At 66.9% G+C, this 24,394-nt stretch carries 23 protein-coding genes; 15 read left to right on the top strand and 8 right to left on the bottom strand.

From position 1 onward, the window contains the following. The first annotated feature begins 70 nt into the window (after nucleotides 1-70). A complete protein-coding gene (locus tag HDC94_RS13720; RefSeq protein WP_179498496.1) occupies nucleotides 71-577 on the top strand; it encodes a hypothetical protein in 507 nt (168 codons plus the stop codon). Nucleotides 578-989: 412 nt separating this feature from the next. Here the strand turns inward: HDC94_RS13720 and HDC94_RS13715 are convergent, their stop codons facing one another. Together HDC94_RS13715 and HDC94_RS13710 are read right to left on the bottom strand one after the other, a co-directional pair. Further along, complete coding sequence (locus HDC94_RS13715) at nucleotides 990-1,229, bottom strand: acyl-CoA carboxylase subunit epsilon (protein ID WP_308495734.1); 240 nt, start codon at nucleotides 1,227-1,229, stop codon at nucleotides 990-992. Then, nucleotides 1,226-2,824: an acyl-CoA carboxylase subunit beta gene (locus tag HDC94_RS13710; RefSeq protein WP_179498494.1), complete on the bottom strand. Its 1,599-nt coding sequence runs from the start codon at nucleotides 2,822-2,824 to the stop codon at nucleotides 1,226-1,228. Before HDC94_RS13710 ends, HDC94_RS13715 begins: the two co-directional genes overlap by 4 nt. A gap of 104 nt (nucleotides 2,825-2,928) precedes the next feature. On the opposite strand from HDC94_RS13710, the gene HDC94_RS13705 reads away from it, so the two are divergent. The 7 genes from HDC94_RS13705 to HDC94_RS13675 all read left to right on the top strand — a co-directional run bounded on the left by HDC94_RS13705 (nucleotide 2,929) and on the right by HDC94_RS13675 (nucleotide 9,063). After that, complete coding sequence (locus HDC94_RS13705; RefSeq protein ID WP_179498492.1) at nucleotides 2,929-3,648, top strand: biotin--[acetyl-CoA-carboxylase] ligase; 720 nt, start codon at nucleotides 2,929-2,931, stop codon at nucleotides 3,646-3,648. Continuing rightward, nucleotides 3,645-4,166, top strand: coding sequence for a PH domain-containing protein (locus HDC94_RS14930; RefSeq protein WP_179498490.1), 522 nt, complete (start codon nucleotides 3,645-3,647; stop codon nucleotides 4,164-4,166). The genes HDC94_RS13705 and HDC94_RS14930 overlap by 4 nt, the downstream gene beginning before the upstream one ends. Before the next feature lie 9 nt (nucleotides 4,167-4,175). Continuing rightward, nucleotides 4,176-5,477 carry a UDP-glucose/GDP-mannose dehydrogenase family protein gene (locus HDC94_RS13695; RefSeq protein ID WP_179498488.1) on the top strand — a complete coding sequence of 434 codons (1,302 nt, stop codon included), beginning with the start codon at nucleotides 4,176-4,178 and terminating at the stop codon, nucleotides 5,475-5,477. A gap of 195 nt (nucleotides 5,478-5,672) precedes the next feature. Further along, nucleotides 5,673-6,728 (top strand): 5-(carboxyamino)imidazole ribonucleotide synthase, encoded by a 1,056-nt coding sequence (locus HDC94_RS13690; RefSeq protein ID WP_218870976.1) that lies wholly within the window; start codon nucleotides 5,673-5,675, stop codon nucleotides 6,726-6,728. Between the two features lie 46 nt (nucleotides 6,729-6,774). Then, the gene (gene purE / locus HDC94_RS13685; RefSeq protein ID WP_179499119.1) at nucleotides 6,775-7,242 is read left to right on the top strand and encodes a 5-(carboxyamino)imidazole ribonucleotide mutase; all 468 of its coding nucleotides are present in this window, start codon (nucleotides 6,775-6,777) and stop codon (nucleotides 7,240-7,242) included. Nucleotides 7,243-7,249: 7 nt separating this feature from the next. Continuing rightward, a complete protein-coding gene (locus tag HDC94_RS13680; RefSeq protein ID WP_308495733.1) occupies nucleotides 7,250-8,608 on the top strand; it encodes an LCP family protein in 1,359 nt (452 codons plus the stop codon). Between the two features lie 164 nt (nucleotides 8,609-8,772). Further along, on the top strand, nucleotides 8,773-9,063 hold the full coding sequence (locus tag HDC94_RS13675; protein ID WP_179498486.1) for a GIY-YIG nuclease family protein: 291 nt from the start codon (nucleotides 8,773-8,775) through the stop codon (nucleotides 9,061-9,063). Between the two features lie 59 nt (nucleotides 9,064-9,122). On the opposite strand, the gene HDC94_RS13670 is transcribed toward HDC94_RS13675, so the two are convergent. Continuing rightward, entirely contained in the window at nucleotides 9,123-10,250 is a 1,128-nt protein-coding gene (locus HDC94_RS13670) for a glycosyltransferase family 1 protein (protein ID WP_179498484.1), read from the bottom strand. 239 nt (nucleotides 10,251-10,489) lie between these two features. Between HDC94_RS13670 and HDC94_RS13665 the strand changes: the two genes are divergently transcribed. Next, nucleotides 10,490-11,443 (top strand): glycosyltransferase family 2 protein, encoded by a 954-nt coding sequence (locus tag HDC94_RS13665; RefSeq protein ID WP_179498482.1) that lies wholly within the window; start codon nucleotides 10,490-10,492, stop codon nucleotides 11,441-11,443. Continuing rightward, on the top strand, nucleotides 11,440-11,928 hold the full coding sequence (locus HDC94_RS13660) for a GtrA family protein (RefSeq protein WP_179498480.1): 489 nt from the start codon (nucleotides 11,440-11,442) through the stop codon (nucleotides 11,926-11,928). The genes HDC94_RS13665 and HDC94_RS13660 overlap by 4 nt, the downstream gene beginning before the upstream one ends. Here the strand turns inward: HDC94_RS13660 and HDC94_RS13655 are convergent. Genes HDC94_RS13655 through HDC94_RS13645 form a run of 3 tightly spaced genes read right to left on the bottom strand, consistent with a single transcriptional unit; the run spans nucleotide 11,918 to nucleotide 15,447 of the window. Continuing rightward, nucleotides 11,918-13,501, bottom strand: a complete 1,584-nt coding sequence (locus HDC94_RS13655) for a glycosyltransferase family 39 protein (protein ID WP_179498478.1) — start codon at nucleotides 13,499-13,501, stop codon at nucleotides 11,918-11,920. The genes HDC94_RS13660 and HDC94_RS13655 overlap by 11 nt on opposite strands. Nucleotides 13,502-13,517: 16 nt before the next feature. Then, nucleotides 13,518-14,501 carry a dTDP-glucose 4,6-dehydratase gene (rfbB, locus tag HDC94_RS13650; protein ID WP_179498476.1) on the bottom strand — a complete coding sequence of 328 codons (984 nt, stop codon included), beginning with the start codon at nucleotides 14,499-14,501 and terminating at the stop codon, nucleotides 13,518-13,520. 4 nt (nucleotides 14,502-14,505) lie between these two features. Next, nucleotides 14,506-15,447 carry a glycosyltransferase gene (locus tag HDC94_RS13645; RefSeq protein WP_179498474.1) on the bottom strand — a complete coding sequence of 314 codons (942 nt, stop codon included), beginning with the start codon at nucleotides 15,445-15,447 and terminating at the stop codon, nucleotides 14,506-14,508. 78 nt (nucleotides 15,448-15,525) lie between these two features. On the opposite strand from HDC94_RS13645, the gene HDC94_RS13640 reads away from it, so the two are divergent. Genes HDC94_RS13640 through rfbA form a run of 5 tightly spaced genes read left to right on the top strand, consistent with a single transcriptional unit; the run spans nucleotide 15,526 to nucleotide 21,302 of the window. Beyond that, nucleotides 15,526-17,877 carry a cell wall-binding repeat-containing protein gene (locus tag HDC94_RS13640; RefSeq protein WP_179498472.1) on the top strand — a complete coding sequence of 784 codons (2,352 nt, stop codon included), beginning with the start codon at nucleotides 15,526-15,528 and terminating at the stop codon, nucleotides 17,875-17,877. Nucleotides 17,878-17,924: 47 nt separating this feature from the next. Then, nucleotides 17,925-18,845: a glycosyltransferase family 2 protein gene (locus HDC94_RS13635; RefSeq protein ID WP_179498470.1), complete on the top strand. Its 921-nt coding sequence runs from the start codon at nucleotides 17,925-17,927 to the stop codon at nucleotides 18,843-18,845. Next, complete coding sequence (locus tag HDC94_RS13630) at nucleotides 18,832-19,794, top strand: glycosyltransferase (protein ID WP_179498468.1); 963 nt, start codon at nucleotides 18,832-18,834, stop codon at nucleotides 19,792-19,794. Before HDC94_RS13635 ends, HDC94_RS13630 begins: the two co-directional genes overlap by 14 nt. Before the next feature lie 9 nt (nucleotides 19,795-19,803). Beyond that, nucleotides 19,804-20,430 (top strand): dTDP-4-dehydrorhamnose 3,5-epimerase family protein, encoded by a 627-nt coding sequence (locus tag HDC94_RS13625; protein ID WP_179498466.1) that lies wholly within the window; start codon nucleotides 19,804-19,806, stop codon nucleotides 20,428-20,430. Next, nucleotides 20,430-21,302, top strand: a complete 873-nt coding sequence (rfbA, locus tag HDC94_RS13620) for a glucose-1-phosphate thymidylyltransferase RfbA (protein ID WP_179498464.1) — start codon at nucleotides 20,430-20,432, stop codon at nucleotides 21,300-21,302. The genes HDC94_RS13625 and rfbA overlap by 1 nt, the downstream gene beginning before the upstream one ends. 24 nt (nucleotides 21,303-21,326) lie before the next feature. On the opposite strand, the gene HDC94_RS13615 is transcribed toward rfbA, so the two are convergent. Together HDC94_RS13615 and HDC94_RS13610 are read right to left on the bottom strand one after the other, a co-directional pair. Continuing rightward, entirely contained in the window at nucleotides 21,327-23,048 is a 1,722-nt protein-coding gene (locus HDC94_RS13615) for a cell wall-binding repeat-containing protein (protein ID WP_179498462.1), read from the bottom strand. Nucleotides 23,049-23,183: 135 nt separating this feature from the next. Beyond that, nucleotides 23,184-24,389 (bottom strand): ABC transporter ATP-binding protein, encoded by a 1,206-nt coding sequence (locus tag HDC94_RS13610; RefSeq protein WP_179498460.1) that lies wholly within the window; start codon nucleotides 24,387-24,389, stop codon nucleotides 23,184-23,186. Nucleotides 24,390-24,394 lie beyond the last annotated feature (5 nt).

Raw genomic sequence — 24,394 nt, 5'->3', positions numbered from 1 at the left:
CCTGTCGGTCTGCCCCGGAGATCGCTGTGAATCTGCGCCGGGTTACAGTGAGCGTCGCTAGCCTTCTGGTGTGACATCCCCCCGAACTGTCCTTGCGGCGCCACTCGGACTGGCCGTCGTGCTCGTGCTCTCCGCGTGCGGGAGCTTCTCGTCTGACGGGGCCTGGGTTCCCGCTGGCCACTGCACGGTGGGCGAGTCGATGGACGTCGCCGGCACGACGGATGCCACAACTCGCGCCGCAGCACTACAGGAGTGGCGCGAGTACTACGCGCAGCGGCTCGAGAGTCTTCCCGCGGAAACCTCGGTCGATCCGGAGTACCTCGACTACGACCGCGACAAGTTGGGGATCGTGATCGCGGGCTTCGACGCAGCACTGGAGAACGTCGGGGAGGCCGAGGATTCCCTCGGAGCCGTCGACGCCGCCGAGGACGGCGGAGAAGCGGCGAGACTCCAGGTGAGTGCAGACGGTGACGACGGCACGGCCGGCTACGTCTCGGTGAGAACGGACGATGGCGGCGCGAGCTATCTCGTCGACGCGTTCTCCGTCACGGGCCCGAGCCCGAGTGGCCACTGCTGAAGTCCCGGCGAACCCTCGAGCGAACACACGCAGGTGCTGGTGAGGCCCCGGTAGACAGGGGCTTAAATGATTCGGGTCAGGGCGATAACCCGAATATCGCCCTGACCCGCCCCCAAGGTACTGGCCCGCTTACCCTAGTCGGCCACTACCTGGTTGTGCCTCGATGAGACACCTAGCACGATCAATACTGCACCCCTTGCCGCAGGTGCGCTAGTCATCCTTTTGGGGGACACCGGGGTACGTCGTTCGGGTTGCAGCCCAGCAATATTCTGGTTGCTTCGCCCTGAGCTCCACAACGCCGATCCTGATCCGGGGTACAAATTCGGTCTCACCGACGGAATCCTCCGTCACGGCCGCGAGAACATGACGGGATGCTCCGTGGCTGCTGCGCATCCCGTTGTGGGCCCGTGGATCAGGACTGGCGCCAGGCTCCCGGCCCGGGGTGGATCGGCGAACGCAGGCCGCGCTGACTCCGGCGCCATGCGGACACCTCGGCCGGTTCCGCGGACGGCTCGGAGGAGAGTTCCTCCAGTGCGGCGGTCACAACAGCCGTCACCGCGGCGATGTCGACCGCGGTCGCGTTCCTGGACACGACCCTGATCGGGGACATCTCCACGTCGGCACCGGTCGGCTCCGCTCCGCTATCGGTCACAGCGGGATGTTCCCGTGCTTCTTCGCGGGCTGGCTCGCGCGCTTGGTGCGCAGCGCCCGCAGTGCCTTCACGACGGCGACGCGTGTGGCCGCCGGTTCGATCACGCCGTCGAGCTCGCCGCGCTCGGCCGCGAGGAACGGGGATGCCACGTTGTAGGTGTACTCGTTGGCGAGGCGTGTGCGTACCGCCGCGACATCCTCGCCAGCCTCCTCCGCGGCCTTGATCTCGCCGCGGTAGAGGATGTTGACGGCACCCTGGCCGCCCATGACGGCGATCTCTGCGGTAGGCCACGCGTAGTTGAGGTCGGCGCCCATCTGCTTGGACCCCATGACGATGTACGCGCCGCCGTAGGCCTTGCGGGTGATGACCGTCACGAGGGGAACGGTCGCCTCCGCGTAGGCGTACAGCAGCTTCGCACCACGGCGGATGACGCCGGTCCACTCCTGGTCAGTGCCGGGCAGGTAACCGGGGACATCGACGAGCGTGAGGATCGGGATGCTGAACGCGTCGCAGAAGCGGAGGAAGCGCGCTGCTTTCTCGCCAGCCTCGATGTTGAGGGTTCCGGCCATCGCGGAGGGCTGGTTGGCGATGACACCGACCGTGCGGCCCTCGACCCGACCGAAACCGACGACGATGTTCGGCGCGAAGAGCGGCTGCGTCTCGAGGAAGTCGCCGTTGTCGACGATGTGCTCGATGATCGTCTTCACGTCGTAGGGCTGGTTGGGGGAGTCGGGCACGATCGAGTTGAGCTTGCGATCCTCGTCGGTGATCTCGAGCTCGACATCGCTGTCGTAGACCTGCGGGTCGGACAGGTTGTTGTCGGGGAGGAAGCTGATGAGCGCGCGAGCGTAATCGAGCGCGTCATCCTCATCACTCGCGAGGTAGTGGGCGACACCGGACACCTTGTTGTGGGTGAGCGCGCCGCCGAGCTCCTCCATGCCGACGTCCTCGCCGGTGACGGTCTTGATGACGTCGGGACCGGTCACGAACATCTGGCTGGTTTTGTCGACCATGATGACGAAGTCGGTGAGGGCCGGGGAGTAGACGGCGCCGCCAGCGGCCGGACCCATCACGATCGAGATCTGCGGGATGACGCCGGAGGCCTGGGTGTTGCGGCGGAAGATCTCGCCGTACTTGCCGAGCGCGACGACACCCTCCTGGATGCGGGCACCACCGGAGTCGAGCATGCCGATGATCGGAACACCCGTCTTGAGCGCGTGGTCCATGACCTTGATGATCTTCTCGCCGGCGACCTCGCCGAGGGAGCCGCCGAAGATCGTGAAGTCCTGCGAGTACACGGCGACCTGGCGGCCGTGGATGGTGCCGAGACCGGTGACGACCGCGTCACCGTACGGCCGCTTCTTCTCCATGCCGAACGCGTGGGTGCGATGCCGCACGAACTCGTCGAGTTCGACGAACGAACCGTGGTCGAGGAGCTGCTCGATGCGCTCGCGGGCGGTCTTCTTGCCCTTCGCGTGCTGCTTCTCGATGGCGGCCTCGCCGCTCGCGGTCACGGCTTCGTGATACCGCACCTTGAGGTCGGCGATGCGTCCAGCTGTCGTGGAGAGGTCGGGCGTGTGGGTCTGCTCGGTCACCTTGCCACTCTACCGAGGGCCGGGCGCGAGCCTTTGGTGATCGCCTACATCGCTTTCGCCCGTTTCTTGGCCCTGGAGCCACACCGCATGACTAGCCTTGGCGGATGCACGTGGAATGGGTGGGCACGATCGACTCGACCAATGCGGAGCTGGTGCGCCGGGCATCCGTTGCCCCGCTCGCTGACCTGACGGTGCTCGCGACGACCGACCAGACCGCGGGCCGTGGTCGGCTCGGGCGCGCCTGGGTCGCACCGGACGGCTCTGCCCTCGCCGTGTCGATCTACGTCGCACAGGGGAGCGCATGGCTGCCGCTCCTCACGGGTCTCGCGATGACGCGGGCGGTGCGAGGTCTCATCGAGCCGCCCGGAGCGACGCTCAAATGGCCGAACGACGTGCTCATCGGGGAGCGCAAGGTCTCCGGCATCCTCGGCGAGATCGTCGGCGGGGGTGCCGTCATCGGTGCCGGGCTCAATCTCGGGATGACGGAACAGCAGCTGCCCGTGCCGACAGCGACGTCGCTCGTGATCGAGGGCGCCGACCCCTCCGGACTCGTCGAGCGGGCGCTCGACCGGTACCTCACGGAGTTCGTCGCGCTGTGGGAGGGGTTCGTGGCGTCCGGACTCGACGCGGAGGGCGGGCTGCGGCAGGCCGTCTCCGACGCGTGTGGCACTCTCGGCCGCGAGGTGCGGGTCGAGCTGCCGGGGGGATCCGTGCGCGAGGGGATCGCGGCATCCATCGACACCGACGGCAGGCTCGTCGTGCGTGACGGGTCTGGCGAGTTCGCGGTCGCCGCGGGTGACGTGACGCACGTGAGGGTCGTGTGAGGACGTCCGACGGGGAATGGGTCGTCGCGCGGCTCCGGTCGCACGGCAGGGCATTGTTCTGGCCGACGCTGCTCCTGCTCCTGGTCTCCGGTGGCATCGGATTCGGTTACGGGAGGCTCCCTGAGGAGTGGCAGAACCTCGCGATCCTCGGCGCAGCCGCGCTCATCGTGCTCGTCGGGTGCGTCGGGCCCTGGGTGCGGTGGATGGCACGCACCATCACCATCACGAGCGAGCGCATCATCCTCCGCAGCGGCGTCCTCGTGCGCGAGCGGCAGGAGGTTCGGCACTCGCGCATCGAGGAGGTTGCCGTGCGCCGCAGCGGACTGCAGTTGGTGTTCGCCACGGGGGACGTACTGCTGCACACCGGGGCCTCGCGGCCCGTGGTGCTGAGGGATGTCTCGTCGCCGAAGCTCGTGGCCGAGGCGATCGACGATCTCGTCGACGACGCGCCGGGCGAGGACTGGGATGACGACGAGTACGACGCCGACGGTGACTTTCCTGAAACATCGATCAGATAGGGTTCACGCGTGAAAATCTCCGTAATCGGTTGTGGGTATCTGGGGGCAGTCCACGCCGCGTGCATGGCCGAATTGGGCCATGACGTGGTGGGCATCGATGTGGACGCGGCGAAGATCGCGAGCCTGTCGGCTGGCGCCGCCCCCTTCTTCGAGCCGGGCCTGCCCGAGCTCCTGTCCAGTGGTGTCGCGAGCGGACGCCTGCGTTTCTCGACGAACATCGAGGAAACGAAGGGCGCGACCGTGCACTTCGTCGCGGTGGGCACGCCCCAGAAGCCGGGGAGCGACGCAGCCGACCTGCGATTCGTGGATGCCTCGTTCGAGGCGCTCCTCACCCAGGTGGGGCCGGGCGACCTCGTCGTCGGCAAGTCCACGGTGCCCGTGGGCACGGCCGCGCGACTCTCGGAATCCGTCGAGGCAGCCGGCGCGACCCTGGCGTGGAACCCGGAGTTCCTGCGTGAGGGCTTCGCCGTGAAGGACACGCTGGCGCCGGATCGCCTGGTCTACGGCGTCAAGGCGGGGGACGCTGCATCCGTCGCCACCCTCGACGACGTCTACGCCACTGCGATCGCCGCCGAGACCCCTCGTCTCGTGACCGACTACGCCACCGCGGAGCTCGTGAAGGTCGCGGCCAACGCGTTCCTCGCCACCAAGATCTCGTTCATCAATGCCATGTCTGTCGTGGCGGATGCCACGGGCGCGAACATCACGGAACTGGCCGACGCGATCGGCCACGATGCCCGCATCGGCCGCCGGTTCCTCAATGCCGGTGTCGGCTTCGGGGGCGGCTGCCTGCCGAAGGACATCCGTGGTTTCATGGCCCGCGCGGACGAGCTCGGCGTTGGCGACTCCCTGGACTTCCTGAAGAACGTCGACGCGATCAACCTCGCCCAGCGCGAGCGTGTCGTGCAGCTCGCGCTCGCTGCGGCAGGCGGCGACCTCGCCGGCACGCGCGTCGCGATCCTCGGACTCGCCTTCAAGCCGGATTCCGACGACGTACGCGACTCGCCGGCCCTGGATGTCGCGGTGCGGCTGAAGTCGCTCGGCGCGACCGTGCTTGCCACAGACCCCGAGGCCATCGAGACCTCGCGGCGTGTGCAGCCGGACCTCGACTACGTCGCCACCCTCGAGGAGGCCGCGAAAGGTGCCGACATCGTGCTGCTGCTCACCGAATGGAAGCAGTACCGCGAGCTCGATCCTGCGGCCCTCGCCGAGATCACGGCCGGCCGCACGATCATCGACGGCCGCAACGTGCTCGACTCGGCGCGCTGGCGCGAGGCCGGCTGGGAGTATCGCGGTCTCGGTCGCCCGTAGTACGTGCCGGTCCCGAGGGGCGTTGTCGTCTCATTGCTCTGGCAGTACACAGAGCCGCCGCAATAAGACGACAACGCCCCTCGCTCCCTGTGGCACTTCGGTCGCCGAGGCGCTGGGCGGGATAATGGTGTGACCACGTCTGCGAAAGGAATCACTGTGCGCGTTGGAGTGATCGGGGGCGGCCAGCTCGCTCGCATGATGGTGCCGCCGGCCGTCGAGCTGGGCCTCGAGATCGCCGTGCTCGCCGAGACGGTGGGCAGTTCAGCCGGCATCGCGGCGACGGCAGTGGGCGACTACCGCGGCCTCGACACCGTGCTCGCCTTCGCCGAGACCGTGGACGTGGTCACGTTCGACCACGAGCACGTGCCGCAGCCCATCCTCGCCGCGCTCGTGGACGCTGGCGTCGCCGTGCACCCCGGCCCGGATGCACTCCTCTACGCGCAGGACAAGCTCCTCATGCGCGCCAAACTCTCCGAGCTCGGGCTGCCCGTTCCCGGATGGGCCGCTGTCGAGAACGAGACACAGCTGGACGCGTTCCTCACCGAGTACGGCGGGCGGGCGGTCGTGAAGACGCCGCGCGGCGGATACGACGGCAAGGGGGTGCGGGTCGTGGCATCCGCAGCCGAGGTCGCCGACTGGTTCGGGGATGGGCCACTCCTCGCGGAGGAGCTCGTGTCGTTCCGGCGCGAGCTGTCGCAGGTGCTGGCGCGCCGCCCCTCCGGCGACATCGCGCTCTGGCCTGTCGTCGAATCGATCCAGCGTAACGGGGTGTGCGCCGAGGTCATCGCTCCCGCGCCGGGTTCGGCCGGCAAGATCGCGGACATGGCCGCCGATATCGCGACGGCCGTCGCCGAGAACCTCGGAGTCACGGGGGTGCTCGCCGTCGAACTTTTCGAGACCACCGACGACCGCATCCTGGTCAACGAACTCGCCATGCGCCCCCACAACAGCGGCCACTGGACCATCGACGGCTCGACCACGAGCCAGTTCGAACAGCACCTGCGTGCAGTGCTCGACTACCCGCTCGGGGCCACCGGATGCCGCGAGCCCTGGAGCGTCATGGTCAACGTGTTCGGCGGGGTCGCGCCAGAGCGCGTGCCGCTCGCGCTCGCGGACCCCGCGGTGAAGGTGCACGGCTACGGCAAGGAGCCGCGGCCCGGGCGCAAAGCCGGGCATGTCACAGCGGGCGGGGAGGACCTCGACGACGTCGTGTTCCGGGCGCGTGCCGCAGCAGCATTCTTTGAGGAATGACCCATACCCTTGACGGGTGACTGACCCCGCAACCGTCGCCATCGTGATGGGCTCCGATTCCGACTGGAACGTGATGTCCGCCGCTGCCGACGCCCTCGACGAGTTCGGCATCAGCCACGACGTCCAGGTCGTCTCCGCGCACCGAAGCCCCGAGAAGATGATCGAGTTCGGCAAGCTCGCCGTGAGCCACGGCTTCCGCGTGATCATCGCGGGCGCGGGCGGTGCTGCACACCTTCCCGGCATGCTCGCGTCGGTCACCACGCTCCCGGTGATCGGTGTTCCGGTTCCGCTGGCCCGACTGGACGGTATGGACTCGCTCCTGTCGATCGTGCAGATGCCTGCTGGTATCCCCGTCGCCACTGTCTCCATCGGTGGGGCCCGCAATGCAGGCATCCTCGCGGCTCGCATCCTCGCCTCGGGGGATGCCGCGCTCACACAGAAGCTCGACGCCTTCGCGGAGTCCCTCGCCGCGCTGGTCGAGGAGAAGAACGCGGCGCTCCGCAGCGGCCAGTGAGGACTGAGTGAACCAGGCATCCCCGACCGTCCGGTACCCGGACGCGAACTTTCCCGAGGGCATGACCCGTCGCGGGTGGTGGCTCGTCGGGCTCAACATCCTCGTTCCGGGTTCGGCACAGCTGCTCGCGGGCAACCGCCGTCTCGGCCGGTTCGGTGTCGGTGCCACCTTTGTGCTCTGGGCCCTGATCATCCTCGGCGTCGCGCTCTACTTCGTGTGGCCGACCGCGATCTTCACCCTTGCGACGACAGCGATCACGCTCTGGGTCGTCGCGGCCGTGCTGGTGTTCTACGCGGTGCTGTGGGTGATCCTCACCCTGGACACCCTCCGACTCGTGCGCTTCGTCAAGACGCTCCCCTCCGCCCGCGCCTGGATCGCCGGACTCGCGACGGTTTCGATGGTGCTCTTCGCCGGTGGCGCAGGCTACGCGGCGTACCTCGCGACCACGGCAGGCTCCTTCGTCGGTGATGTGTTCGCGGTCGCCCCTCCGGAGCCACCCATCGACGGCCGGTACAACATCATGCTGCTCGGAGCCGACGCCGGCCCGGATCGCGAGGGTCTTCGCCCGGACTCGATCACGGTCGTGAGCATCGACGCCACGACCGGCGAGGCGACGATGATCGGCCTCCCGCGAAACCTCGAGTACGTTCCGTTCCCCGAGGGATCCCCGCTGCAGGCCCTCTACCCCAACGGCTACGGCTGGGACGACGGGTGTGAGGTCGATGTCTGCTACCTCAACTCGATCTACACCGAGGTCGAACTCATGAGCCCCGAGATGTACCCGAACGCGGTCGCCGAGGGCAGCGAGCCGGGCATCGAGGCGATGCGGGATGCCGTGTCCGGCGTCACCGGCCTCACCATCCAGTACTACGTGCTCGTCGAGATGCAGGCGTTCATCGATCTCGTTGACTCGCTCGGCGGCGTCGACGTCAACGTCGAGAACGCCGTGCCGATCCACACCGACGAGACTTTCACCGAGGTCTCGGAGTGGATCGGGCCGGGCGTCGTGCACCTCGATGGATGGCACGCGCTCTGGTACGCCCGGTCGCGACACGAGACGAGCGACTACGACCGCATGGTGCGGCAGCACCAGTTGCAGGAGGCGATCCTCGAGCAGTCGAATCCCGCCAACGTGCTGAGCAAGTTCCAGGCGGTGGCAGCTGCAGGAGCGCGGCTTGTGAAGACAGACATCCCACAATCGACGCTGGGGCTGTTCGTCGAACTCGCGAGCAAAACGAAGGAACTGCCGATCACGCAGGTGGAGCTCACGCCCGACAACGGCGTCGACCCCGAAGAGCCCGAATACGACTACATCCACCAGCTCGTCGCGGATGCCACGGTCGTAGCCGATCCCGAGTCCCAGTAGCCGGTCGCTGAGGAGCGGCGGAGCCCTATCTCGGTCGCTGAGGAGCGGCGGAGCCCTATCTCGGTCGCTGAGGAGCGGCGAAGCCGCGTCTCGAAGCGCAACCAACGAACAACCCCTGTGCACAACCTCGAGCGCGTGCCCACCAACTCCACCATCCTCGCTGCATGACGTGGGTCTACATCCTCGAATGCTCCGATCGCAGCTACTACACGGGCAGCACTGTCGACCTCGAGCGAAGGTTGGTCGAGCACAACGAGGGTCTCGGAGCGAACTACACCCGCGAACGGAGACCGGTTCGGATCGTCTTCGCGGCGGAGACCGACAGCATTGCGACTGCATTCGAGTGGGAGAAGAAGATCCAGGGGTGGAGCCGCGCGAAGAAGCTGGCTCTCATCGAGGGGCGCCTGAGTGATCTCCCGGTGTTATCGGCGAGGGGGTACCGGAGTGGGGCGTAGGTCTCCCTTCGAGACGCGGCTTCGCCGCTCCTCAGGGAGCGGAGGTCAGGGAGCGGCCACTACAGGTCGGCGTGGAGCTGCCAGACCTTGTCGGCGGCACCGCGCCACGTGAAGACCTTGGCCCGGTCGGTGCCGATGTAGTGCAGGCGCTCGGCGAGTGCCTTGTCGCTGAGTACCGAGTTGATGCCGTCGGCGAGGCGGGCAGGGTAGTCGTCACCATCGCGCTCGACGACGATGCCCGCATCCGCCGCGAGCTCGAGCAGCGCAGGGGCGTCGGAGTGGACGACCGGGGTGCCGTGCGCGAAGGCCTCGAGCATGGGCATCCCGAATCCCTCCTCGAGGTTCGGATAGGCGAAGACGGATGCCCGGGAGAGCGCTACGGCGAGGTCGGCGTCGCTCAGCGAACCGAGATTGCGCACACGCCCCTCGTCGAGGCCAGCGTCCTGGACCGCCGAGGCGAGTGCCTCGTCCGCCACGCCGTGGCCGACGAGGAGAAGCGGGACTGCGTCGTGGACGTGGGCCATCGCGCGGATGAGCTGGTCGATCCCACGGCGTGGCTCGATGGCGCCGATCGCCAGCACGTAATGCTCGGGGAGGCCGAGCCGGGCGGCGCGCTCGTCGGCGTCGACCGGGACCGCGAGTGTGGAGCTCGGGGCACCGGCGATCACGCGTACGCGATCGCCGAAATCGGCGATCTCACGCAACTGGTCGGCCACGGAGTGGCTGGGCACCACGACGGCGTCCGCGTAGCGCTGGGCACGCTTGACCATGGCCTTGTGCCACGACACGACCCGGGGACTGAGCGACTCCGGGTGGCTCCACGCGATCGTGTCGTGGATGCTCACGGCGATCTGGTCGCCGTCGTTGAGCCGATCGTGCCGCGAGAGCGGCGCGAAGAGACTCGGGGCGTGGACCATGCCGGAGCCCGGAAGGCGGGTGAAGCCGTGCTGCCATGCTGCGGACAGCTCGCGCCGGGCGAGGGCGCTCTTGTGCAGGAGCGCGAGCCCGGGAAGCCGCCGCGTGATGGTCTCGTAGTCGGGTTCGGGTGAGGCGGCGACGAAACCCTCGACCGTGCATCCGCGCGGTGCCGCCTCAATGAGCGCGGACGCGAGTTCCGCAGTGTAGCGGGGGAGGCCGCCCGGGTTCGGCGCCAGCATGTCATCGAGGATGACGCGAAGAATTGTCATGAGATGTACCTGCTCACCTCAGAAAGGTACAGGAAGGAAACGTCGGTCACGGTTCTCCTGGTCCCACCGCGGGCCATGTGCCCGTGTCGTAGACCGATCGTCTCACACCCACCTGAGAACCCCGGAACATCGTCCACAGCCAGCGGGTTCCCCTCGAGCGTGCGAGGGCACCGCGGCCAGCCGAGGCTCCCGCGGGGAGTGTTACGGTACAACGCAGAAAGGTGAGGCCGCGCAGCGATATGAAGACGATCTCCTACATCTTCCCGATCTACAACGAGGCGGAGAACATCCCCCTCCTCTACGAGACGGTCAAGGATGTCACGCGACCCCTCACCGACCGCTACAAGCTCCAGTTCGTGTTCGTCAACGACGGTTCGCGAGACGAATCGCTCGAGCAGCTCAAGCAGATCCAGGAGCAGGACCCCTCGGTGGTCGTCGTGGACTTCGCGCGCAACTACGGACACCAGATCGCGGTCACCGCAGGCATCGACTACGCGGACGGCGACGCGATCGTCATCATGGACAGCGACCTGCAGGACCCGCCCAGGGTCAGCCTCGACCTCATCGCGAAGTGGGAGGAGGGCTTCGACGTCGTCTACGCGATCCGGGCCAGTCGCAAGGACTCGCTGTTCAAGCGCGCCACCGCCCATGCCTTCTACTGGCTCCTCCACAGCGTCGCCGACATCCACATCCCCAGGAACACCGGCGACTTCCGGTTGATCGACCGTCGCGTCGCCGAGGAGTTGAAGCGGTACACGGAGCGCAATCGCTTCCTGCGCGGAATGGTCAGCAGCATCGGGTTCAAGCAGACGGGCGTCTACTTCGATCGCGACGAGCGCAACGCGGGGGAGACGGGATACCCGCTCAGGAGGATGTGGGCCTTCGCCCTCGACGGCTTCTTCAGCTTCTCGAGCGCGCCCCTCAAGGCGATCAGCCGCCTCGGGTACGGCATGGCGATCCTCAGCCTGCTGGGCGCGCTGTACGCCCTGACGGTCAAGATCTTCTTCCCCGAGACGGTGATCGACGGCTGGACATTCATCGTCATCTCCGTGTTCCTCGTCGGCGGCATCCAGCTGATCATGCTCGGTGTGCTGGGCGGCTACATCGGCCGCATCTACACCGAGGTGCAGAACCGGCCGCTCTACAGCGTCCAGGACGTGTACGCGGCCAACAGCCCGCGAGCGAACGGATGACGCGACCGCCAGCCCCCGACGAGCCCTCAGCGCTCGCTCGGCTGCTGCGAGACCACCGTCTCCGCTTCCTTGCGGTCGGTGCGACGAACACCGCGGTCGGATACCTCGTCTTCGGCGCCCTCACGGTGTGGGTCTTCGCGCAGGTCCCCTTCGGCTACCTGATCTCCCTGGCGCTGTCCTACGCCGTATCGATCACCCTCGCGTTCTGGCTCTACCGCACCTTCGTGTTCGTGGTCCGTGGCCGGGTGCTCACCGACTTCGTGAGATTCGTGGGTGTCAACCTGGTCGCCATCGGGCTCAACGCGCTGCTCCTGCCACTCCTCGTCGAGGTTGTGGGGTTGCATCCGCTCGTCGCCCAGGCGATCAGCCTCGTCGTCACGACACTCGTGAGCTACTTCGGGCACAAGCACGTGTCGTTCCGGCGACCCGTGGCGCCATCGTCTCCGGACGGCGATGCGGAGGAGTCGCAGGGCGTCAGTCCGTGATGCGGTAGACCTCGAGGGTGCAGCCCCCGAGCCCGCCGTTCGCGAACGCCGCCGTCTCCGCGATCGCGGTCGCGACGTTCCAGGGTTCGATGCCGGTCCTCTGGCGTGCCGGAACGGTCTCCACCGTCAGTTCGAGGGGGTAGTCCGATCGGATGGCGTCGTACATCGCGCGCTCGTCGGCGTACTTCTCCGCGGTCCAGAACCTGTCGTGGAGGCAACTGGACAACAGGATGAACTTCTTGCCCTCGTACGCGGGGACGATCCGCCCGTCCTCCCACTTCACGACGTCATCGAGGTACATGGGGCCATTGGGCACGAGGGGCGAGTAGCCCTCGTCGACCGAATTGTCGGGGGTGATGCCGAGATCGGCGAAGGTCTGCGCGGCCTCGTTGCGCGAGTCCGTGGCCAGCAGACGGGCGACCGTGGCCACCGATCCCGCGGCGAGGTTGAGGAGCACAAGCGCCGACACGATGATCGTGACGAGTCGTCGCCACCTCCACTCGGGATACCGCTGGCCCACGAAACGGTACGCGTACCACCCTCCGACGGACGCGAACAGCAGCGGCGACAGGTACATGGGGATCGCCCAACGATCCCAGTGCAACGCGACAGCACTCAGGATGACCCACGTGAGGAACCCGAGTGCGAGGGGGAGCGCCACAAGGGCGCGCATGCGGATCGCGAGCACGACGCCGAGGATCGAGATTGCCGTGAGCAGCACTCCCGCGACGAGGAAGAAGCCCTCAGCGTAGAAGAGCAGGTTGCCGCCCCATCCGAGCCCGTCAGCCCCGCTGTGCTCGGTACGTGCCTCCTTCTGGATCGCGGCGATCACGCCGGTCACGTTGGTGAAGAGCACGGGGGAGATCGTGAAGAGGAACGCCACGACACCGGCGATCGCGGCCGCGCCATGGCTCAGGATGCGAAGCGGTCGCCGGTCACGGATCGCGAGAACCACCACGACGATGGCGATCATCGTCGCCGAGATCGCGCCCGGGTACTTGATGGCGATCGAGAGGGAGACTCCCGCGCTCGCCACGAGAAGACTCACGTAGCCGGGCTTCGACACGTAGTACATGAGCGCGAGGATCACGATCATCGACGCGAGCGCGAGCGGGATGTCCGGGGTCGCGTAGTGCGAACTCAGCACGAACGGCGGGAAGATCGCGAACAGCACTGCGGCGATCGCACCGACCGGGCGCGAGAAGCGACGACCGATGAGCGCGGCCATCACGATCATCGCGGTGCCGAGGACCGCGGTGATCAGGCGCGAGATGAGCAGGAACGTCGCCGGGTCGTCCGCGTACGCCACGGGCACGGGTACGCCATGGAGTATCACCGCGTACAGCGTGTACGCGAGGAAGCTCAGTTTGATCTCGACGTGGTCGGGACGCAGGAACAGCGAGGGCTCGAACGAGTTGCGCTGCGCAAGGTCGAGCGCACCCTGAACGATGGTCCACTCGTCGGGATGCAACCCCAGGGGAAGGCCCCAGCTCGTGCCGAGTACCCGCAGCGTGCCGCCGACGAGCACCGCGCCCAGCACCACGAGGGTGCTGGCGCGGAACCAGCCCCGCACGCCCTGCCGCGTCACTCTAGAGTGCAGCGCGAGCCTTCAGCGGCTCCCACCATGCTCGGTTGTCGCGGTACCACTGGACGACGTCGGCGAGGCCCTGCTCGAACGGCACCTGGGGCTCGTAGCCCAGTTCCGCGCGGATCTTGGAGATGTCCACCGAGTAGCGGAGGTCATGGCCGAGCCGGTCGGCGACGCGGTCGACGTACGACCAGTCCTTGCCCGTGGCATCCAGCAGCAGCTGGGTGAGCTCCTTGTTGGTGAGCTCCGTGCCGCCCCCGATGTTGTAGATCTCACCAGCGCGCCCGCGCGTGAGCACCATGGCGATACCGCGGGTGTGGTCGTCAACGTGCAGCCAGTCGCGGATGTTGTTGCCCTCGCCGTACAGCGGCACGTGCTTGTCATCGATGAGGTTCGTGACGAACAACGGGATGACCTTCTCGGGGAAGTGGTACGGGCCGTAGTTGTTCGAGCACCGCGTGATCGACAGGTTGAGGCCGTGGGTGCGGAAGTAGCTGCGTGCGAGCAGGTCGCTGCCCGCCTTCGACGCTGAGTAGGGCGAGTTGGGCTCGAGCGGGCGCTCCTCGTCCCACGATCCCTCGGCGATCGAGCCGTAGACCTCGTCGGTGGAGACGTGGACGAAGCGCTCGGTGCCGTGACGGAGGGCAGCGTCGAGGAGGCGCTGCGTGCCGAGCACGTTGGTCTCGACGAAGATGCCGGAGTCGCGCACGGAGCGGTCCACGTGGGATTCGGCGGCGAAGTGCACGATCGCGTCGATGCCGGGGAGAGTGGCATCCAGCAGCTCGGCGTCGCGGATGTCGCCCTTGACGAACGAGTAGCGGGGCGAGTCGGCGACGGGCGCCAGGTTCTCGAGGTTGCCGGAGTAGGTGAGGGCGTCGTAGACGACGACTTCGGCACCCTCGAGGCCCGGGTAGGCGTCCTGCAGGGTGCGCCGGACGAAGTTCGAGCCGATGAAACCGGCACCGCCGGTGACGAGAATTTTCATGGAGTTACCAGATACCAATCGTTATGAGCAGTCCAATTATCCGCTGATCGCGCGGTCGCCGCCGCAACCGGGGGGTGAGACGGGCCAGCTGGCGCCGATTGCGCCACCCATCGCCGGTCAGATAGCCGAGGATGCGACGCAGCTCCGGCCGGCTCTCCTCGGGCGCAACGTGCAGGGCAACACGGGTGAGCAGGGTCGCGTGGCGGCGGAGCCAGTGCTCGCGGATGAGCCGGAGACGCTCGAGCGCGGCGCTCGCGCCCTGGTTCGACCCGAGCACGTTGTCGTCGTGCTGGCGGTAGTTCACGCTCGGGTACCCGTCGATGTGCCAGCGCAGGCCACGCCCTCGCGCGATGGCGTAGATGAGGGAGTCGTGGTACTCGACCTGCCGTGCATCCTCGCTCGTGCGGAGGGTCTCGCGCACGAGCGCGAAGAGCTCCGGGGTCATGAGGAAGCTGCAGCCAGGCCCAGGGCTCTCGAGGAGGTAATCGAACTCGCGTTGGGGGTAGTCCTTGCGCACGAGTTCGGTGCGCCCGTTGCTCCAGAACGAGAGCACACTCGACGAGACGCCCGCGTTCCCCTGCTCGAGGAGGGCAACGTGTCGCGAGAACTTGTCGGGCTGCCACACGTCGTCCTGGTCGGAGAACGCCACGAGTTCGCCCTCATGGATCGTGGCGGTGTCGATGAGCCGGTAGAAGTTGCGGGCCGAACTCCCGCCGGTCCCGTCATCCGTGAGGACCGTCAGTCGGGGTTCGGATGCCGCGCGCGCGGCGAGCCACTCCGGCGTGCCATCCGTCGACCCGTCATCGAGCGCCACGACGCGAACCCGAGCGCCCTCCTGGGCGAGGATGCTGTCGACTTGCTCGTCCAGCCAACGCACTCCGTTGTGGGTTGCCAGGAGTACGACGATCGCGGGCTCGCCCGATCGTTCTCCACTGGCTGCAGGCATGAACACTGATGTTACCGGCGGCATCCTAAGATCAGTGCTGAGAGCCTCATTCTGACGATGGCTCACGGGGGGAACGAGATGTCAGCTGTAGGACTTCGCGCTGTGGCCGTGCCGGCTGGCCTCGCACTGGTTGTTGCGACTTTCCTGGCACCCACGCCCGCTCTCGCGGACGAGGTGCCAGGGCTTGAGCACATGCCGGTTTATGACGCAGCGGATTTTGTTGACGATGTTGCTGACCTGCCCACCGACCTGCTCGCAGCTCTCGAGCGAGATACTGACCTGACCCCAGAGCAGTACCTTGCTCAAGGAGCGGCCGCAGTGGTGGCGGTCGAGGTTGTCGACTCGATAGAGGCCTCGGGGGTCGAGGTACTTGGCTCGCGACTTGAGGGTACTGAGCTGGTGGTCAATGTTGATTCACTCGAGGACGCATCGCTCGTTGAATCAACAGGTGCGACCGCAGAATTCGGCGAGCCAGACCCGCTCTGGCAGCCGGCGACGCAGACGCCCGAGTTCGCTGCGGACCTCTACGACGGACAAGGCTGGATCTGGCAAGACTCGCAGTACCGTCACCAATGTTCGGTGGGGTTCACCGGATATCTTCTCTCCACGGGTGCACCACAGTTCGCAACCGCAGGGCACTGCACCGCCGACATGACCGGAAACGCGTTCATTTTCAATCAGACGTCCCCAGGCCAGGTTGGTACCGTCGGGGCGACGATCGGGGCTCAGGTGCCTGGAACGTCGGTATTCGGCTCAGGGAACGATGTGGGGCGCATCAGCTCGGGTGGTTCCGGCATAGTTCAGAAGAGCAGTGCTCTCACCTGGGGGATGGGCTCGGGCGCTCCCCTTTCCAGCACTCCCGACCTTGTAACCGGCCGGTCTGCGGCAATCGAAGGCCAGACCACGTGTAAGTCGGGTAGCCGCACAGGATGGGCGTGCGGTCCGATCGTTGACGTCGACTACACCGCGAGCGTGGACGGTGTCCAGGTGAATTCGATCGTGGCGGCCCTGTGCGTTCTTCCTGGGGATAGTGGCGGAATTGCCATTGCCCCGGGTGGAAAGGGGCTGGGAATCACCTCATGGACGACTACTCCAGGGGGGTGCAACAAGGACTACACGGTCTATTACGACAACCAGGGACACCCGTATGTAAACGGAAGCTATGCGGGGTTCTTTCCGCTTGTGTCTTCCGCTGGTGGCCCGAGTGTGACGCAGAACTATTCATCGACTTGGGAGATAGCCGCGACGGTGGCACCCCCGACTGTTACATCCATTTCGGCTTCCGGCGGCAGCGACACCGCGATCAACGGATCGGTGCCCGGCGCTGGCGTCGACTACAGAGTCGACCTCTACGTCGACGGGTCGTCCTCGGTCTTCTCCACGGTGAACGTCAGCGCAAGCACCGGCTCCTGGTCGGTCAACGTCTCCTCGCTCCCCACGGGCATCCACTCGTTCTCGGCGGTGGCGCGCTACGGCACGTACTCGACGTCGAGCCCGACCACGGGCTTCGTCAAGCGGGGAATGACCGTTGACCGCATCTTCGGTGCCAACCGCTACGAGACGTCCGCCGCGATCGCCAGCAGGTTCTCCGGCTCCAACACGGTGTACCTCGCCAACGGCCAGAAGTACCCGGATGCCCTGAGCGCAGCCTCCCTCGCGGGCGCCAGCAACGCACCCCTTCTGCTGACCGAGCCCGGCGTGCTGCCGCAGTCGATCAGGGACGCGATCGCGGCCGTGCAGCCCGACAAGGTCGTCATTCTCGGAGGCCCGGACTCGATCTCCGACTCCGTGTTCGACTCGGTCAGGTCACTCGTACAGGGTCTCGACTCTTCGGCGACGGTCGAGCGAGTGGCCGGGGCGAACCGATACGCGACATCCCTGCTCGTCAGCTCGCGGTTCGGCACGAGCACCAAGGCCTATGTGGCGACCGGTGAGAACTTCCCCGACGCCCTCTCCGCGGCGGCGGCAGCCGGGGATGTCTCGGCTCCCGTGATCCTCGTCAATGGCACCGCTCCCACCCTCGACACCGCCACGCGCAACCTGCTCGTCCAGCTGGGTGTCACCGACGTGAGGATCACCGGTTCGAGCCTCTCGGTCTCGACGGGTATCGCGAACGCGATCGACGCCATCCCGAACGTGAGCGTCCAGAGGCTCGAGGGCGTGAACCGCTACGTCACCTCCGTCGCGATCAACCAGAATGCCTTCAGCTCCTCCACCTCGGCATACCTCGCCGTTGGTACCGGCTTCGCGGACGCCCTCTCGGGTGCTGCGCTGGCGGGCCAGCAGGGCGTTCCCCTCTTCGTGGTGCGCAACAACTGCGTGCCGCCGGAGACGCTCGCGGCCATGAGGACGATGGGTGTGACCACAGTGCACCTCCTGGGTAGCTCCAGCACGCTCGACGCGAGCGTGTTCGCGCTTCGCTCCTGCTAGGAGGAGACCGAGCATCCGCCCCCGGAACATCGGGTTACAGTGGAATCGTGTCGTTACGATCCACGGTGGCAAGGATTCCCGGTGCCAAGTGGCTCGCGGGACGCCTGGGTCTCAGGCCTTCCCTGAAGGGCTACGACGACACTCCGCAGACCGTGGCCGACGTCGTCGAGATGGCGCGACTGTCGTGGCGCAACCGGTTCTCCCGCGAGCCCGTGGTCGAGGCATCCACCCCGCTCGTCGTCTCGATGACGACATACGGCCAGCGTGCCCGCCGCGTGCACGTGGCCCTCGAATCGATCGCCCGTGGCTCGCTGAAGCCGCGCAGACTCATCCTCTGGCTCGATGACCCCACCATCGCGATCACGCCGGCTCTTCGCCGTCTCCAGCGTCGCGGCCTCGAGATCATCACGGTCGAGCACGGACTGCGCGTCCACACCAAGTACTTCCCGTACGCGCGGTCCGAGGCGCGGCACGAGGTGCCCATGGTCACGAGCGACGACGACATCATCTACCCGAAGGACTGGCTTGCGGGCATCGCGGCCGCGGCTTCCCGGGAGCCGGACGCGATCGTCTGCTACCGCGCTCACCGCATGGACTTCGAGGGCGAGCGACTGCTGCCGTACAGCGAGTGGCAGCCCACGAGCACCATCGACGCGAGCCCCCTCAACTTCGGCACCTCCGTCTCGGGCCAGCTCTTCCCCGCGCGTCTGCTCGACCTGCTCCGCGAGAAGGGCGAGGCGTTCCGCGAGGTCTCGCCCATGAACGATGACATCTGGGTGCACTGGGTGGCCATCAGCAACGGGATGCCCGTGGCCCAGGTCACCGCGGAGACCCAGCACTTCACGCTCGTCCCCGGCACCCAGGCCTCCGGTCTCTTCATCACGAACGTGTGGGGCCGCGAGAACGACGAGCAGTTCGCGGCCACCTACTCGCCCTCCGACCTGCAGGCTCTCCGTGCCTCCCGCTGACGCAGGGCCGCTCGGAGCGGTGGCGCGCGTGCGACGCGCGGTCGGTCGCATTCCCGGGGTCCGCGCCCTCGCGGAGAAGCTGGGCGTGGTGCAGCCGCCCCCGCCGCCGGGGTTCGACGATCGCCCGATCTACCCCGAGGTACGTCAGTACCTCCGGGAGCTCGACCGGTCGAACAGGTTCTCCCGGCGCAGCGCCATCGATCCGGACTCCGAGATGGTCGTGACGATGACCACCCACGGTGACAGGTTCCGTCGGGTTCACGTCGCGCTCGAGTCGATCGCGAGCGGAGTCGAACGCCCGGGTCGTCTCATTCTCTGGCTCGACGACCCATCGCTGCGGCCCTCACGTGCCCTGCGCAGGCTCATGCGCCGAGGTGTCGAGGTGCGCCAGGTCGAGCCCGGTCTCGGCGTTCACACCAAGTACTACCCCTACGTCTCGAGCATCGATCGTCACTCGCGCCCGCTCGTCACGAGCGACGACGACAAGCTCTACCCGCCAACCTGGCTCGCCGAGCTCGCGGCAGCCGCACGCCAGGATCCCGACATCGTGCACTGCCTCCGGGCCCACCACATCGAGTTCGAGGGGGACCGGATCGCACCCTACGAGTCATGGACGCCCTGCACCTCCACCGAGCCGAGCCTGCGCACCTTCGGCACGTCCGTGTCCGGCCAGGTGTTCCCGCCACGCGTACTCGACCTGCTCCGCGAGGCGGGCACGGCGTTCCTCGAGATCGCGCCCAAGGCTGACGATGTCTGGCTGCACAGGATCGCCATCTCGGCGGGAATCCCCGTCGCGCAGGTGACCGAGACCCCGAGGATCTTCCCGTTCGTTCCGGAGACGCAGGCGGGTGGGCTCTACATGTCGAACCTCTGGGAGGGCGGCAACGACGCCCAGATCGCCGCCACCTATACGGAGGACGACCTCCGCGCTCTCCGCGCGGCCCGGTAGACTCGCTCGGTGCAGATTAGAGAGCTGTCCATTCCGGACTCGTACGAGATCACTCCCATCATCCGCGGCGACGACCGTGGGGTCTTCCTCGAGTGGTACAGGTTCGACAAGCTCTCCGAGGCGGTCGGGCACCCCCTCACGCTCCGGCAGGCGAACACCTCCGTGTCGAAGAAGGGTGTCGTTCGTGGCATCCACTTCGCCGACGTGCCGCTCGGCCAGGCCAAGTACGTCACGTGCACGCACGGTGCAGTGCTCGACTACGTCGTCGACATCCGCGTGGGCTCTCCGACCTTCGGCCAGTGGGATTCAGTGCTGCTCGACGACGTCGACCGCCGCGCCATCTACCTCTCCGAGGGGCTCGGTCACGCCTTCGTCGCCCTCACCGAGGGCGCCGTCGTGAGCTACCTCGTCTCCGACACCTACAACCCCACCGGTGAGCACGGCATCGACCCGCTCGATGTGGGCATCGGCCTCGTGTTCCCGCCTGAGGCTGGTGAGCCCCTGTTGTCTCCCAAGGACACGGATGCCCCGACTCTCGCCGAGGCGGCCGAGCAGGGGCTCCTCCCCACCTGGGACGACATGAGGGAGTACTACGCGAGCCTGTCCCGGGCCGCGGACACGGGAGGCGCGAACTGATGCGCGGAATCATCCTCGCCGGCGGGTCCGGCACGCGTTTGTGGCCCATCACCAAGGGCATCTCCAAGCAGCTCATGCCCATCTACGACAAGCCGATGATCTACTACCCCCTGTCGACGCTCATGATGGCCGACATCAGCGAGATCCTGATCATCACGACCCCCGAGTACAACGACCAGTTCCGCGCGCTGCTGGGTGACGGATCGGACCTCGGCATCCGCCTCGAGTACGCGGTGCAGCCGAGTCCGGACGGTCTCGCGCAGGCGTTCATCATCGGCGAGGAGTTCATCGGCGACGAGTCGGTCGCCCTCGTTCTCGGCGACAACATCTTCCACGGTTCGGGCCTCGGCAGCTCGCTGCGCAACAACGGCGACATCGATGGCGGCCTGATCTTCGCGTACCAGGTGGCCAATCCCACGGCGTACGGCGTTGTCGAGTTCGACGACAACAACGTCGCGATCTCCATCGAGGAGAAGCCGGTCAAGCCCAAGAGCAACTACGCGGTGCCCGGCCTCTACTTCTACGACAACGAGGTGGTGAAGATCGCCAAGACGATCGAGCCGAGCGCCCGCGGCGAGCTCGAGATCTCGACGATCAACGAGCGCTACCTCGAGGCTGGTCGCCTTCAGGTGCAGGTTCTCGACCGTGGAACGGCCTGGCTCGACACCGGGACCTTCGAGTCGATGATGCAGGCCTCCGAGTACGTGCGCGTGATCGAGGACCGGCAGGGCTTCAAGATCGGGTGCATCGAGGAGATCGCCTGGCGCGCGGGCTGGATCGACGACGCCCAGCTCGCCGTGCTCGCGGCACCGCTGCAGAAGAGCGGCTACGGAACCTACCTCCAGCGACTCCTCGCGGCGGACTACGAGTAGCAGTCCCCGGCCGGAGTCACTCCGCTAGTCGCAGGCCTCGTAGCGGGCGACACCCTCGCTGAGGGTGGGGGTTCCGCCCAGCAGTACAACTGAGCTCGCACCGAACGCGGTGATGTCGGCACCCGTGCTCCGGCGCACGCACGTGGGCTGGGTCAGGATGAGCGCCGACCGGGTCGTGGCGGCCAGGGCCGCCGCGGAGAGGGCGTCGGGGAACGACGTGCCGGCCGCGAGGTACACCGTGCTGCTCGTCGGGAAGGCATCCCGGGCGATCAGCCCAGCGGTGGCGTAGCGGTTGGCCCCGCCGAGACGGTTGACCGTGACATCCGGCAGGGCATCGATGGATGCCGCGATCCCCGCGCTGACCGTCTTGTCGCTACCCGCGATCGTCACCTTCGTGACTCCGAGCGTGGTGAGTGCGTCGGCCGTGGCCTGGTCGATGCTTCCCTCGGCACCATCGACGAGGATGATCGGCGCGGACTTCGAGCCCGCTGCCGCCCCCGCCGCCAGCGCGTCAGCGAAGTCGAGTCCGCTGACGACGTAGGCCTCGCTGGCCCGCTCGCGCGGGAAGAACTGGGTGAGCATCCTGGCCGTCTCGAAACGGTTCGCTCCGCCGACGCGTACGACCTCGGGCGTGAAGGCGGCGAGTTGCGAGGCGACATCGGCCGACACGGAACTCTCGTTGCCGACGACCACGATGCGCGTGGGGGAGAGGCGCTGCAGCTCGGCCGAGACCGAGGCGGGTATGTCGGTGCCGTTGACGAGGAGCACGGGAGCGCCGGCGACAGCCGCGGCGGGTGCAGCCGCCAGGGCGTCGGGGAACTTCACGCCGTTGGCGATGAAGACCGTCCCCGTGCTGGCCGGGATGCGCTGGGACACCTCGACGGCCGTCTCATACCGGTCGGCACCCGCGATGCGCGAGGAGGCCGGCATGTTGGGGATGGTCGGCACGGGCGCAGACCCGGTGGGGTTGCCGAACCAGTTGTAGTAGAAGGTCCAGAAGTTGCGGTTACCGTGGGCTCCGCAGCTGCCGCCGCTGCCGTAGAGGTTCGCGAGGGATGCCGCGTTCGGCTGGTACGGCGTGTAGTTGTAGAGCGCCGCGGTCGCGTTGTTCTGGATGTTCACCCACGACCCACCGCAGTCGGGGTTGGGGTTGTACTGGATGTAGTTCGATCCGGGGCGGAAGTTGAAGTACCAGTAGTCCGGCACGGAGTAGCGCTTGAGCTGCCAGGCGGCCTGGTAGACCTGGTTGAAGAAGCCGTAGTAGCCAGCGTCGCACTCGCCGGGGGTGGAGTCCGGGCATCCGTAGCCCATGGCGGCCTGCATCTGCCAGCTGGTGGGCGACTTCGCCGAGAGCAGGCTCTGCTCCTTCTGCAGGGTGACGAGCAGGACGCGGGCGCTGATGCCGCACGACTGCTGCACCTTGAAGATGATGCGTGCGGCCGACTCGTTGCTTGCGGCGGTGTAGCCGTTGCAGACCACGACACCACCGGCACGGATGTCAGCGGGCTTGGATCCCGTGTTGGCGCGGTACACGGCGAGGCAGTTGGAGGTGCTGCAGCCGCCGACTTCGGCGATCTTGCCGCTGAGGAAGGACTGGATGTCGCCTTCCGACATCGCGTTGCCGTCGTAGAAGTTCGCGTCACTGATGATGTACCCGGCGTTGAAGTCGGCACCGGTGAACGCCTGAGCGGGCGCGGCGGGCGAGGCGACGAGGGTCGCGAGAACGACGGCTGCGGTCGCCATCATTCCCCAGAATGTCGGCCTCACGCGGGCCCGTGCAGTCACCATCGAATTCCCCCACTCGGATAGCAGGGGAAAGCCTACGGTAAACCAGTGGGTTTGGCGAGGCTTATGTGACTGGTGTTACTCGTGTGATTTTGCCTAGCTGACGAGGATCTCCGCCTCGGGTTCGGTGTTGACGATGCCGTAGTGACTCCGCGGATCGTGGCTGTTGAACGAGGTGGCCTGCAGCCAATCGTGCAGATGCACGCCGCTCGGATCCATGATCGACAGGTTGATGAAGTACTTGCCGGGCCCGAAACGCGTGTCGCGCAGAGTGAAACGCAGCGTGCTGTCGCCCGGCGTGCTGGGGAGGGTGAGGCCGAGTCGCTTGGTTGTTGTGCCCCAGACATCCTGGCCTGTCGGAGTGTTGAGGTGCACGGCGATGACCATGTCGGACATGTCGAGGTCCGAGTGGATCTTGAGGTCGAACGTGACGTCGGCGCCCGGGAGGATCTCGCCGCGGGGGCCCTCCTCGCTCGCGGTGACGACGATGTCGGTGAAGCCGAGGTTCTCGCGATCCCGATCGGACGGCTTGATGCTCTCGAGCCTGCGCTCCTCGAGGATGTCGCGGAACATCGCGACCGCCTTGCTCGGGTCGCCGTCGATCACGATCTCGCCGCGATTCAGCAGGACGGCGCGGTCGCAGAGCTCGACGACCTGGCCGAGGGCGTGCGTCACGATGATGATCGTGCAGCCCTCCTCCTGGAACTCGCGGATCTTGTCGAGGCACTTGCGTTGGAACGCCTCGTCACCGACCGCGAGCACCTCGTCGACGAGGAGGATGTCGGGTTCCGTGTGCACCGCGACGGCGAAGGCCAAACGCACGTACATGCCGGAGGAGTAGAACTTCACCTGGGTGTCGATGAAGTCACCGATGCCGGAGAAGTCGAGGATCTCCTCGAAGCGTTCGTCCGTCTCATCCTTCGACATGCCGAGGATCGAGGCGTTGAGGTAGACGTTCTCGCGGCCCGTGAGGTCGGGGTGGAAGCCCGCGCCGAGTTCGAGCAGGGCGGCGATGCGGCCGCGGTTGTGGACCGTTCCTGTCGTGGACTCGAGGATGCCGCCGACGACCTTCAACAGCGTGGACTTACCGGAACCATTGTGGCCGATGAGGCCGATGGTGGTACCGGCAGTGATGGATAGCGAGATGTCCTTGAGCGCCCAGAAGTCCTCGCGGTGGGTGCGGCCTGCGCGGCCGAACGTGACGAGGCGTTCCTTGAGCGAGTTGTCACGACGCACGACGAAGCGCTTCGAGACGTTCTCGAGGCGCACGACCTCGGGGGCGTTGAGCAGTGTCCTGGCCATCGGTT

Source organism: Leifsonia sp. AK011 (genome assembly GCF_013410945.1).
In the GTDB taxonomy this organism is placed as follows: Bacteria; Actinomycetota; Actinomycetes; order Actinomycetales; family Microbacteriaceae; genus Rhodoglobus.
This window is presented reverse-complemented; position numbering and strand designations above follow the sequence as displayed.

Excerpts from the sequence above, each read along its gene's own strand:
- purE (WP_179499119.1), top strand. The coding sequence starts at position 6,775 with ATGGGCTCCGATTCCGACTGGAACGTGATGTCCGCCGCTGCCGACGCC.
- HDC94_RS13705 (WP_179498492.1), top strand. The coding sequence starts at position 2,929 with ATGCACGTGGAATGGGTGGGCACGATCGACTCGACCAATGCGGAGCTG.
- HDC94_RS13675 (WP_179498486.1), top strand. The coding sequence starts at position 8,773 with ATGACGTGGGTCTACATCCTCGAATGCTCCGATCGCAGCTACTACACG.
- HDC94_RS13670 (WP_179498484.1), bottom strand. The coding sequence starts at position 10,250 with ATGACAATTCTTCGCGTCATCCTCGATGACATGCTGGCGCCGAACCCG.
- HDC94_RS13610 (WP_179498460.1), bottom strand. The coding sequence starts at position 24,389 with ATGGCCAGGACACTGCTCAACGCCCCCGAGGTCGTGCGCCTCGAGAAC.
- HDC94_RS13690 (WP_218870976.1), top strand. The coding sequence starts at position 5,673 with ATGATGGTGCCGCCGGCCGTCGAGCTGGGCCTCGAGATCGCCGTGCTC.
- HDC94_RS13615 (WP_179498462.1), bottom strand. The coding sequence starts at position 23,048 with ATGATGGCGACCGCAGCCGTCGTTCTCGCGACCCTCGTCGCCTCGCCC.
- HDC94_RS13665 (WP_179498482.1), top strand. The coding sequence starts at position 10,490 with ATGAAGACGATCTCCTACATCTTCCCGATCTACAACGAGGCGGAGAAC.
- HDC94_RS13645 (WP_179498474.1), bottom strand. The coding sequence starts at position 15,447 with ATGCCTGCAGCCAGTGGAGAACGATCGGGCGAGCCCGCGATCGTCGTA.
- HDC94_RS13640 (WP_179498472.1), top strand. The coding sequence starts at position 15,526 with ATGTCAGCTGTAGGACTTCGCGCTGTGGCCGTGCCGGCTGGCCTCGCA.
- rfbA (WP_179498464.1), top strand. The coding sequence starts at position 20,430 with ATGCGCGGAATCATCCTCGCCGGCGGGTCCGGCACGCGTTTGTGGCCC.
- HDC94_RS13660 (WP_179498480.1), top strand. The coding sequence starts at position 11,440 with ATGACGCGACCGCCAGCCCCCGACGAGCCCTCAGCGCTCGCTCGGCTG.
- rfbB (WP_179498476.1), bottom strand. The coding sequence starts at position 14,501 with ATGAAAATTCTCGTCACCGGCGGTGCCGGTTTCATCGGCTCGAACTTC.